This is a genomic window from Ruegeria sp. (assembly GCF_028066395.1).
Lineage (GTDB): Bacteria > Pseudomonadota > Alphaproteobacteria > Rhodobacterales > Rhodobacteraceae > Ruegeria.
On record NZ_JALCBM010000046.1, the window covers coordinates 28,178 to 38,948 of the forward strand.

10 protein-coding genes and 1 pseudogene are annotated in these 10,771 nt (G+C 61.3%); 1 reads left to right on the top strand and 10 read right to left on the bottom strand.

Translation table 11 applies throughout. The features are described from left to right. Positions 1 to 38: 38 nt before the first annotated feature. Positions 39 to 701: a ligase-associated DNA damage response endonuclease PdeM gene (pdeM, locus tag MPJ51_RS14525; protein ID WP_298388207.1), complete on the top strand. Its 663-nt coding sequence runs from the start codon at positions 39 to 41 to the stop codon at positions 699 to 701. Positions 702 to 710: 9 nt separating this feature from the next. On the opposite strand, the gene MPJ51_RS14530 is transcribed toward pdeM, so the two are convergent. From MPJ51_RS14530 to tolB, 10 genes and pseudogenes are all read right to left on the bottom strand, one after another. Beyond that, positions 711 to 1,448, bottom strand: a complete 738-nt coding sequence (locus tag MPJ51_RS14530; RefSeq protein WP_298388209.1) for a LytTR family DNA-binding domain-containing protein — start codon at positions 1,446 to 1,448, stop codon at positions 711 to 713. A 384-nt stretch (positions 1,449 to 1,832) separates the two neighbouring features. After that, positions 1,833 to 2,723, bottom strand: coding sequence for a bifunctional methylenetetrahydrofolate dehydrogenase/methenyltetrahydrofolate cyclohydrolase FolD (folD, locus tag MPJ51_RS14535; RefSeq protein WP_298388212.1), 891 nt, complete (start codon positions 2,721 to 2,723; stop codon positions 1,833 to 1,835). Positions 2,724 to 2,773: 50 nt separating this feature from the next. After that, positions 2,774 to 3,079 (bottom strand): chorismate mutase, encoded by a 306-nt coding sequence (locus MPJ51_RS14540; protein WP_298388216.1) that lies wholly within the window; start codon positions 3,077 to 3,079, stop codon positions 2,774 to 2,776. A 58-nt stretch (positions 3,080 to 3,137) separates the two neighbouring features. Then, positions 3,138 to 4,814, bottom strand: coding sequence for a formate--tetrahydrofolate ligase (locus tag MPJ51_RS14545; RefSeq protein ID WP_298388219.1), 1,677 nt, complete (start codon positions 4,812 to 4,814; stop codon positions 3,138 to 3,140). Between the two features lie 164 nt (positions 4,815 to 4,978). Further along, positions 4,979 to 5,554 (bottom strand): sulfurase, encoded by a 576-nt coding sequence (locus tag MPJ51_RS14550; protein WP_298388222.1) that lies wholly within the window; start codon positions 5,552 to 5,554, stop codon positions 4,979 to 4,981. 106 nt (positions 5,555 to 5,660) lie between these two features. Beyond that, positions 5,661 to 7,577: an ATP-dependent zinc metalloprotease FtsH gene (gene ftsH / locus MPJ51_RS14555; protein WP_298388224.1), complete on the bottom strand. Its 1,917-nt coding sequence runs from the start codon at positions 7,575 to 7,577 to the stop codon at positions 5,661 to 5,663. A gap of 76 nt (positions 7,578 to 7,653) precedes the next feature. Further along, positions 7,654 to 8,907 (bottom strand): tRNA lysidine(34) synthetase TilS, encoded by a 1,254-nt coding sequence (gene tilS / locus MPJ51_RS14560; protein WP_298388226.1) that lies wholly within the window; start codon positions 8,905 to 8,907, stop codon positions 7,654 to 7,656. After that, positions 8,904 to 9,728 carry a tol-pal system protein YbgF gene (gene ybgF / locus MPJ51_RS14565; protein WP_298388229.1) on the bottom strand — a complete coding sequence of 275 codons (825 nt, stop codon included), beginning with the start codon at positions 9,726 to 9,728 and terminating at the stop codon, positions 8,904 to 8,906. The genes tilS and ybgF overlap by 4 nt, the downstream gene beginning before the upstream one ends. A gap of 4 nt (positions 9,729 to 9,732) precedes the next feature. Next, a complete protein-coding gene (gene pal, locus MPJ51_RS14570; RefSeq protein WP_298388231.1) occupies positions 9,733 to 10,239 on the bottom strand; it encodes a peptidoglycan-associated lipoprotein Pal in 507 nt (168 codons plus the stop codon). An 86-nt stretch (positions 10,240 to 10,325) separates the two neighbouring features. Next, a pseudogene (tolB, locus tag MPJ51_RS14575) lies at positions 10,326 to 10,771 on the bottom strand (Tol-Pal system protein TolB); the annotation flags it as partial.

Here is a 10,771-nt window from a genome sequence, read left to right on the forward strand (position 1 = left end):
CTCTTGCAAACCGGTGCGGAACCGGCAAAGAACGGATCATGAACGCCGTTGAGATCACTTTTGCCGGTCAATCCTTGCGCGCCCTTGGTTCGGGCGCGCTGTGGTGGCCCGATCAAAGCCTTCTGTGCGTGTCGGACCTGCATCTGGGCAAATCCGAGCGTATGGCCCGCCGCGGCGGCCCTGCCCTGCCCCCGTATGACAACCGCGACACGCTGAACCGGCTGGCGGATGATCTGGCCAGCACCGGGGCAACAACCGTGATCTGTCTGGGCGACAGTTTCGACGATCTGCAAGCCTCGCAAAGTTTGGAGACAGCAGATCGGTTGCAGATCACGGCCCTGCAGGCGGGCAGGCAGTGGATCTGGATCGAAGGCAACCACGACCCGGGTCCGGTGGAACTGGGCGGTGCGCATCTGGCTGAATGGTCCTGTGATACGCTGGTCTTTCGCCACATCGCCCAGGCGGGGGCGCAGGGCGAGATTTCGGGCCACTACCATCCCAAGGCGCAACTGCGCGCCAAGGGTCGTGCGATCACCCGGCCCGCTTTTCTTGTGGACGCGCACCGGCTGATCCTACCCGCCTATGGCACCTATACCGGCGGTTTGCGCAGTCATGAGGCGGTCTTGACCGACCTGATGGCGGTGGATGCGCGGGCAATTTTGACCGGCCCGCATCCGCAGATCATCCCCATGCCGCGCTAGAGGCAGCCCCTAGACCAGCCCGGCTTGCTCCAGCCCCGGGCGATACTTGCGGCTGACGGGCACAAAGTCATCGTTGCACAGTTTCAGGAAGGTCTTGCCGTCCTGTTTTTCGACCCCGAGAATCGCCGCCTCGGTCACCCAATGGGATCTATGGGTGCAGTGACCGGGCACCGGGTCCATCTCGTCAATCGCATCGGTGAACCGGGACCGGATGGTAAACACTCCATCCGAGGTCACGACGTCCACAGAGTGATCGCGCACGGTCAGGCGATAAATCTGCCCTTCGAACCCGGGCGGCAGGCGGCGATACAGCCGGGGCAACTGGGGTATCTCTTCCTCTGGCTGGGTGACATCCCGTTGGCGCACCAGCATCAGCCCCATGGCCAGCATGACACCATAAGGCATCACCGTCATCAGCCCCGGCGCAGAGGTTCCGTTGAACGTGAAAACCAGCCAGGTCAGCACCCACAGGGCGGGCGCGAACTGACACAGGATCAGTAATGCAAAAACCCCGTCACGCAGATACACAGCCGATTCGCTGACGCGCAGGCGGACCAGATACCCTGCCACCCATGTCGTCATCAGCGCCAGCGCAATGACACCCGCCCAAAAGATCAGGCGAACCGGAAATGACAGGTCCATGTCGTGAAACGGCGCAAAGGAATAGGCCAGCAGTGGCACCAGAACGAGCCCCGCCAGAACCCGTTGCAGACTGAAATGAGCGAGAATGGGGCTCAGTTTTGACATCACACTTGGCAATACGCTCCGCACGGGACCAGCCCCCCGCCCGAATTGATACTTCTGGGTTAACCGGCTGGATTAACAGGTTTATCACCGCCCGATCCGCAATCAAACCCCTTAAAGTGACCTGTGTTTAAATAGAATGGATCGATTCCAACTCACTCAATGGGTGAGGTTGTTTTGTTCGCTAGCAACACACAGTGTAAATCACAGTAAAGCGCGATCAATTGAGGCGCGCAGATATCCCACTCCATGTTTGGAGTTTTGGCGATCAACGATGATCTGCCATTCCCCAGAGGCCCGGGTTCCCCCCGACGGGTAAAGAAAGGGCCGCAATGCGCGCTGGCATTGCGACCCTTCGGTTTTCGGATAGCCTGGTTTTTCGCCCCGTCAGGCGGTCAGCCCTTCGGGCTCTGGCAGGCTGTTGGCCCGGCAGCAGGCGGTCAGCGTATTGGCCAGCAGGCAGGCAATGGTCATCGGACCAACCCCACCGGGGACCGGCGTGATCGCACCTGCGCGTTCCGCCGCGCTGGCATAGTCAACATCGCCAACCAGCTTGTTTTTGCCGTCGCGCTCGATCCGGTTGATGCCCACGTCGATCACGGTGGCGCCTTCCTTGATCCAGTCGCCCGGTACCATTTCAGGGCGGCCCACGGCGGCCACGACGATATCGGCGCGACGGACCACATCGGGCAGGTCCTTGGTGCGCGAATGCGCGATGGTCACGGTGCAGCTGTCACCCAGCAGCAGCTGCGCCATCGGCTTGCCCACGATGTTCGAACGGCCGATCACAACCGCGTCCATGCCGGACAGCGAGCCATGGTGATCGCGCAGCATCATCAGGCAACCCAGCGGCGTGCAGGGCACCATCGACTTCTGGCCGGTGCCCAGCAGACCCACATTTGAGATATGGAAGCCATCCACATCCTTGGCCGGGTCGATCGAGTTGATCACCAGATCCTCGTTCAGATGCTTGGGCAGTGGCAGTTGCACCAGAATGCCATGCACCGCCGGATCATTGTTCAGCTTGTCGATCAGCGCCAGCAGGTCGTCCTCGGAGGTGTCGACATCCAGCTTATGCTCATACGAGTTCATGCCGACCTCGACGGTCTGCTTGCCTTTCGAGCGGACATAGACCTGGCTGGCCGGGTCTTCACCCACCAAAACCACCGCCAGACCGGGGGTGATTCCGTTTTCTTCCTTCAGCTTCGCGACCTGATCGGCCACTTGCGCACGCACCTTGGCCGCAAAGGCCTTACCGTCGATAACCTGGGCTACCATCCTGTCATCCCTTCTTTCAAAACGGATCGGGTGCAAACGCGCCCGGTCTTTCACTCTTGGCCCAGCACGCATTCCTCACGCGCGATCGACCAGTCAATCAATATGCGCCACAGCCGCTCGGCCAGCTCTGGGTCCATCCCCAATTCGCCCGAGCTTGCGCGCACGTTCTGCACCACTTCCTCAACCCGTTCGGGGATACGGGCCGGCAAACCCACGCCCGGTTTCAGCTGCGACGCGCGGTCGATAAAACCGGCACGCATCACCAGCATCTCAATCAGATGGCGGTCCAGCTTGTCGATCTGAACCCGCAGTTCCGGCATCGAGTGACAGTCTTGCGGCGGTGTCAGCGTGGGCATCGTGATCTCCTCATGGCCCGGGGTATGTCCCGGACCACGAGATGTCTTATTCGGGCGCTTAGAACAAGCCCTCGATCTCACCTGCGTCGTTGAGGCAGATGGTTTCCGCAGCCGGTTTGCGCGGCAGGCCGGGCATGGTCATGATCTCACCGCAGACAACCACGATGAAACCGGCACCGGCGGACAGGCGGACCTCACGCACCGGAACCGAGTGGCCGGTGGGCGCGCCGCGCAAGGACGGATCGGTCGAGAAGCTGTACTGGGTTTTCGCCATGCAGACCGGCAGATTGCCATATCCGGCGTCTTCCCATTCCTTCAGCTGGTTACGGATCTTGTTGTCGGCCAGAACCTCATCCGCGCGATAGATGCGCTTGGCGATGGTTTCGATCTTTTCGAACAGCGGCATCTCGTCCGGGTAGATCGGCGAGAAGTTCGCGCTGCCACCTTCGACGATTTCGACAACCTTCTCGGCCAGCGGGGCAGAGCCTTCGGAGCCCAGTTCCCAGTGACGCGACAGAACCGCCTCGACCCCGTGTTCGCCGCAATAGTCTTTCACGGCCTGAACTTCGGCATCGGTGTCGGTGACAAAGTGGTTGATGGCGACAACAACCGGCACACCAAAGGATTTCACGTTCTCGATGTGACGGCCCAGGTTGGCACAGCCGGACTGAACCGCGTCAACATTCTCGGCACCCAGATCGGCTTTGGCAACGCCACCGTTCATTTTCATCGCGCGCACGGTGGCAACCAGCACCACAGCCGACGGGGCGATGCCCGCCTTGCGGCACTTGATGTTCATGAACTTCTCGGCACCCAGATCGGCCCCGAAACCGGCCTCGGTGACCACATAGTCCGCCACTTTCAGCGCGGTCTTGGTCGCGATGACCGAGTTACAGCCATGCGCGATGTTCGCGAACGGGCCGCCATGGACAAAGGCCGGGTTGTTTTCCAGCGTCTGCACCAGGTTCGGCTGCATCGCGTCCTTCAGCAGAACGGTCATCGCGCCTTCGGCCTTGATGTCGCGGCAATAGACCGGGGTCTTGTCGCGGCGATAGGCCACGATGATGTCGCCCAGACGCTTTTCCAGGTCTTTCAGATCGTTGGCCAGGCACAGGATCGCCATGACCTCGGACGCCACGGTGATGTCAAAACCAGCCTCACGCGGGAAGCCGTTCGACACGCCACCCAGGCTGGCGGTGATCTGACGCAGCGCGCGGTCGTTCATATCGACCACACGACGCCATGCGACACGGCGGGTATCGATCTCGGCCTCGTTGCCCCAGTAGATGTGGTTGTCGATCATCGCCGACAGCAGCGAGTGGGCCGAGGTGATGGCGTGGAAGTCGCCGGTGAAGTGCAGGTTCATTTCCTCCATCGGAACAACCTGCGCGTAACCGCCACCTGCAGCGCCGCCCTTCATGCCGAAGTTCGGGCCCAGCGAGGCCTCACGGATACAGATCATCGCGTTCTTGCCGATGCGGTTCAGGCCGTCGCCCAGACCCACGGTGGTGGTGGTCTTGCCCTCGCCCGCAGGCGTCGGGTTGATCGCGGTCACCAGAATCAGCTTGCCGTCTTCACGACCCTGCACCGAGTTGATGAAGTCCTGGCTCACCTTCGCCTTGTCGTGCCCGTAAGGCAGCAGATCGGCTGAATCGATGCCGATTTTTGCGCCGATTTCCTGAATCGGCTTCTTGTTCGCCTCGCGGGCGATTTCGATGTCGGATTTGTAGCTCATTGGGCAGGGTCCCTGATTGAATTCCGTGCAAAACCGACGCTCGGTGTCGGCGCTGCGCAATCCATACCGTTGTGCACAATCCTATTGGTTATGGATTCCGACATTTTCATGCCGTGAAACGGCGTCCTCACGTTTCCATGATGCAAATCGGAAACATCGGCCCCTCATGGGGTCCAGTTTCGTTGATCCGGCACGAACAATGTCAGCCTGTCGCCAAGGTTCAGAACTCCGGCCCGTTCGACCCAGGCCGTCACCCCGCGACGGCCCTTTGCCGCCGGTTTGAAGGCGGCACCATAGCCGGGGGCTTCGGCCTCAATCTCGCGCCCCGGCAGAACGCAGGGGCGGTTTTCCATGTCGATCGTCATGGTCAGACCGCCCGGGGTTTGCAGGCGCGAGGATGGGGGAACATAGGTGAAATCCGGGATGCCCCGCACCACGATACTTGCGCCCACCAGCCTTGGGTCCAGATGATCCAGACCCATTTCGGCGGCGGTCGCCTCCATCTCTTCGGCGGACAGGATGGACAATTGACGGACGTTGCGGATTTCGGTCCCTTCGGGATACAGGTTCTTCACCCGCACGCAGGACGGTCGGGTCGCTCCTTCGTGCCGCGCGCCCCGATCGCCCGAGAGGCTCAGGTCCAGCGTCTCGACAGCCCCCGCCTGCAACGAACCCCCGGCGGGCACATGCCCCAGCCAGACCACTTCGCCCTGAAATTCGGTTTTGCGTAAAACTGGCATGCTGCACCCTTCGCCCCTGTTCGTCATCGGTGGCGCAAATAAAGGCCAGCCACCCCGAAATGGGAAGCCAAAAAGAAAAGACCCGGGGGTTTCCCGGGTCATGTTCCTAGGCCGAAGGTTCCGGCTCCATCCCGCCATCGGGCGGGGACTTTTTCGCCTTGGTCTTGGGGATCGCGGTGACGCTGGGCGCGCTGCCCTCATCCGGGCTGTCGCCCTCGTCATCGCCGTCGCTGGGCGATTCGCCGTTCATGACACGCTTGATCTCGTCCCCGGTCAGGGTTTCGTATTCCAGCAGACCCTGCGCCAGACGCTCCCACGCCTCGTTCTTGTCGGTCAGGATCTGATGCGCGCGCTCATAGCCCTGCTGGATCAGACGCTTCACCTCTTCTTCGATCAGCTCTTTGGTATGGGCCGAGACCGAGAACCCGGCGGTGTTGCCAGAATATCCCTCATGCGCTTCGGCATAGTCGATATTGCCGACCTTGTCCGACATACCCCAGCGCATCACCATGGCGCGCGCCAACTGGCTGGCCTGCATGATGTCACCGGCAGGGCCGTTCGAGACGTGATCTTCACCGTATTTGATGACCTCGGCGGCCTTGCCTGCCATGGTCATGGCCAGCTTCTGCTCACACTCATCGCGATGATAGTTCAGACGGTCCATTTCCGGCAGCGAGACAACCATACCCAACGCACCGCCGCGCGGGATGATCGTCGCCTTGTAGACCGGATCGCACAGCGGCAGTTCCAGACCGACAACGGCGTGACCGGCCTCGTGATAGGCGGTCTTTTCCTTCTGATCCTGGGTCAGCACCATCGAGCGGCGCTCGGCCCCCATCATCACCTTGTCCTTGGCGTTCTCGAAATCTTCCATGGTGACAAAGCGGCGGCCCACACGGGCGGCCATCAGCGCTGCCTCGTTCACGAGGTTCGCCAGATCGGCACCCGAAAAGCCCGGCGTGCCGCGCGCGATGATGCGCAGATCGACATCTGGGCCCAGAGGCGTCTTGCGCGCATGCACGCCCAGAATCTTTTCGCGACCTTTGATGTCAGGGTTGCCGACGGTCACGTTGCGGTCAAACCGGCCCGGGCGCAGCAGCGCGGGGTCCAGCACGTCCTTGCGGTTGGTGGCCGCCAAAATGATAACACCTTCATTGGCCTCGAACCCGTCCATCTCGACCAGCAACTGGTTGAGCGTCTGTTCGCGTTCGTCGTTACCACCGCCATAACCGGCACCACGATGGCGACCCACGGCGTCAATCTCGTCGATAAACACGATACAAGGCGCATTCTTCTTGGCCTGTTCGAACATGTCGCGCACGCGGGAGGCACCGACACCCACAAACATCTCAACGAAGTCAGAGCCCGAGATGGTGAAGAACGGCACACCCGCCTCACCCGCAATCGCACGGGCCAGCAGCGTCTTACCGGTGCCCGGAGGGCCAACCAACAGCGCGCCTTTCGGAATCTTACCGCCAAGACGGCTGAATTTCTGCGGGTTACGCAGGAATTCCACGATCTCTTCCAGCTCTTCCTTGGCCTCATCGATGCCCGCCACGTCGTCAAAGGTCACGCGCCCATGCTTTTCGGTCAGCATCTTGGCCTTGGACTTGCCAAAACCCATCGCACCGCCTTTGCCGCCGCCCTGCATCCGGTTCATGAAATAGACCCAGACACCGATCAGCAGCAGGAAGGGCAGCAGGGTGATCAGGAACGACTGGAAGCCCGATTGCTGCTGCTTTTCCGCCCGAACCGGGATGTTCTTGTCGATCAGCAGCTTGGTGACCTCGGCATCAGTGGGCTTGATCGTCACATAATCGCGGTTGTCATTGGTGCGATAGCGAATCTGTTCGCCATCCAGCGTCACGTTGGTGACGTCCCCGGCATCCACGGCGCTGACGAATTCGGAATAGGTTCTTTCGTTGCTCTGAAGCGTTCCGCCCGACCCGCTGAACAGATTGAACAATGCAAGGATCAGCAAAAACAGAACGACCCAGAAGGCGATGTTACGAGCGTTGCCCAAGGAAAATCTCCCAAAAGGTTTCGGCAGATAGGAACCTGCCGGGTTGCTTCTTAAAATAGAGATGATTGAAGCAGGTTCAATGCGATAAAATCGTAGCGTGGAAGTCGGGGGTATCGGGGGGCATTTCGGCACGCCATTGGTTGGGCCAACCCGCCAGCGGGGCGGCCAGCAGAGTTTGACCCGTCCAGACGGCCGGACTTGAAAGCAACGCCGCGCGGGGTTTTCCGGTGACACGCCAGTCTTCGAGCTGGGTGATGCCATCCTCGCCAAGCGCCCGGATTTCAGCCCCTTTTGTGATCGGACCGGTTACGATCCAGCGCCCATCCCACATGGTTCCAGTAGACGCAGTTTGCTGGGCGACGGCCTTTAGTTCTCTGCAAATCCACGTGTTTTTGCCATTTGGGACCACAATACAGCCACCAATCGTGCCGGTTTTACCCATCGAGATCGCCTTTAACGCCTGCTCCATGGCGCTGTGGCGAGGAGTGTACTCGCCACCAGCGATCCACAGAACAGCCGCGGCCAGAATGCGGCGACGAATTTCTTCCGGCAAGGCTTCGAACGCGGCACGGTCGAGGCACAGATCCCCGCCCTCAACCCGCGCCACGCGGCGGGCGGAGTCCTGCGCATATTGCGCCAAAGCCGCGCGCGCCTGCGCCATGTTCTCAGCCACCCGTGACAGGGTGTGAGCCGTTATTCCAATCTGATCCAGCCCCGACAAGGCCGCGCGGGCCTTGATCCGGTCAAACCGCTGGTCGTGATTCGAGGGGTCTTCGATCCACTCAACCCCTTCGGCGCCCAGGTAATCCCGCAGGTCTTCGCGAGTCGTTGAGAGCAACGGGCGCAGCAGAGTAACGCCTTTTTCCCGACGCTCCGGAGCCATGGCAGACAAGCCCGAGACACCTGCAGCGCGGCCCAATCGCATCAGTACCGTTTCGGCTTGATCATCTGCGGTGTGTCCCAGCGCAATCGCATCCAGCCCCAACCGTTTGGCCCACTCTGTCAGCAGGTGATACCGCGCCCGGCGAGCCGCGTCTTGCAGGTTGCCAGTGCCATCCCAGCCATCCCATTTGAGCGTTTCATGCGGGATGTTCCAGCCCTGCGCCTGTGCCGCTACCGTTTCGGCCTCAGTTGCCGACTCGGGCCGTAAACCATGATCTACGGTAGCCGCGAACAGCTCCATCCGTTCGGTTCGCGCAGTATCGGCCAGCAAGCACAAAAGGGCGATTGAATCACCCCCGCCCGACACCGCGACACCCAACCGGCGCGGCAACGGGTCGGGTAATCTATCCCGAATGGTCTGACGCAGAGTTTCGGCGTTCGAGGTCAAGAACAGCCCAGCGTCGCCATTTCCTGTGCCGCCGAGCCTGCAGGGGCTGAGGTCGGGAACCTTACGCCCACCTCACCCAGCGTTATGCAGGCCTGATCGGTCTGGCCCAAACGGCCCAAGGCTGCGCCTAGCTCAAACAGGGCTTCCGGGGCCAAGGGGCCTTCGGAATCGCCGGTGAAGCTGGCCAGAAACGCGCGCGCGGCCTCGCGTGTGTCGCCAATCCCCTCAAGCGCTTGCCCGCGCCGCAGATTGGCGCGCGGGGCCAGAGGACTGCCGGGATAGGATTGATCGAATTGCGAGAACAGGTTTGCCGCCGTTTGGAAATCCCCATCCGCCAGCGCTTGCGCGGCTAGATCGAAATCGGCCTGTTCGCCAACGGCGAGTTCGACCTGATCAGTCGCAACAGGTTGCGTCGGCGACGGGGCCACCGCAACTGCGGTCGGCGCCTCACCACCCAGCGTCGTGGTCTCGCCCAGAGTGCTCAGATCACCACCCTCAAGCTCGACCAGACGGAACTCCAGATCACCGATCCGGTTGGTCCCATCGGTGACGATATTCTGCACCCGCTGGTTCAACTGCTCGGTCTGACGCGTCAGGCGCTGTAGCTCGGCCTCGATGGCATCGACGCGCTCCAACACCGAACTGCCCGACAGGTTCGGCGCCGGAGAGCCGGTGGTCGAAAACTCGCGCTTCAACCGCTGGATTTCCACGTGCAGAACCGTCAGTTCCTGCCGGATATCCGCCAGCGTCTGCTGATCCTGCGCCTGAGCCACACCGGCAACGGTCAGAACCGCCGCCAGAACCAAACCTGCAATTCGCATCGTCTTACCCCAATGTTGAGCCGGTCAGCACCGTCACCGCCCGGCGGTTCTTGGCATAACAATCCTCGGTGCTGCAAATTTCAATCGGGCGTTCTTTGCCGTAGCTGACAACTTGCAACCGATTACCCGCTACCCCGCGCGAAATCAGGAACTCGCGCGCGGCATTGGCCCGACGCGCGCCAAGGGCGAGGTTGTATTCCCGCGTGCCCTGTTCGTCCGCATGACCTTCGATGGTGGCCACGTAATCGGGGTTGGCCAGTAGCCAATCGGCTTGCCCTTGCAGGATGGTCTGCGCCTGCGGCGTCAGCGTGGATTGATCGACGGCAAACAGCACCCGATCCCCAACCGTCTGCTGGAAATAAGCAGGCGAGCGCGGATCGCTCGGCGAGCCCGGAACCAAGGCGCCATTTGCACCGGCACCGCCACCACCCAATGCGGATGGATCGTTATTCGTACAGGCGGCGATCAGGGCCAGCGCGCCCACCGCCGCGATTTTGCTCAGAAGGTTCATCTCAATGCCTCGTGTTCGTTTTGTTATTGACGTCTCTACTACCACAGCGCGGGTTTCTTGTGAACGTTTCCGACCCGCGTGACCGATCAATTCTGCAACGGCCCCCAGGACGGGTCGCTGCCGCCATCCGGCGTGCGCACCGGTTTCAGGTTACGCCCCGAGATATCCACGGAATACAGCGTCGCGCGCCCGCTGGCACCTTGGGTTTCGCGGGTGAACATGATCACCCGTCCATTGGGCGACCATGTGGGGCCTTCGTCCAGGAAGGATGCGGTCAGCAGACGTTCCTCGCTGCCATCGGTGCGCATCACGCCGATATGGAACCGGCCCTTGTTCTGCTTGGTGAACGCAATCAGATCCCCACGCGGCGACCAGACCGGAGTGCCATAGCGCCCCTGACCAAAGCTGATCCGCGTCGCCTCACCCCCATTTGCGGGCATGATATAAAGCTGCGGCGTCCCCGAGCGGTCGCTTTCAAACACGATCTGGCTGCCATCGGGGGAATAGCTGGGCGCGGTTTCAATCGCGGGCG

What these genes read in the sequence shown, in the direction of transcription:
- pdeM (WP_298388207.1), top strand. Translation starts at nt 39, where the DNA reads ATGAACGCCGTTGAGATCACTTTTGCCGGTCAATCCTTGCGCGCCCTT.
- MPJ51_RS14530 (WP_298388209.1), bottom strand. Translation starts at nt 1,448, where the DNA reads ATGTCAAAACTGAGCCCCATTCTCGCTCATTTCAGTCTGCAACGGGTT.
- folD (WP_298388212.1), bottom strand. Translation starts at nt 2,723, where the DNA reads ATGGTAGCCCAGGTTATCGACGGTAAGGCCTTTGCGGCCAAGGTGCGT.
- MPJ51_RS14540 (WP_298388216.1), bottom strand. Translation starts at nt 3,079, where the DNA reads ATGCCCACGCTGACACCGCCGCAAGACTGTCACTCGATGCCGGAACTG.
- MPJ51_RS14545 (WP_298388219.1), bottom strand. Translation starts at nt 4,814, where the DNA reads ATGAGCTACAAATCCGACATCGAAATCGCCCGCGAGGCGAACAAGAAG.
- MPJ51_RS14550 (WP_298388222.1), bottom strand. Translation starts at nt 5,554, where the DNA reads ATGCCAGTTTTACGCAAAACCGAATTTCAGGGCGAAGTGGTCTGGCTG.
- ybgF (WP_298388229.1), bottom strand. Translation starts at nt 9,728, where the DNA reads ATGCGAATTGCAGGTTTGGTTCTGGCGGCGGTTCTGACCGTTGCCGGT.
- pal (WP_298388231.1), bottom strand. Translation starts at nt 10,239, where the DNA reads ATGAACCTTCTGAGCAAAATCGCGGCGGTGGGCGCGCTGGCCCTGATC.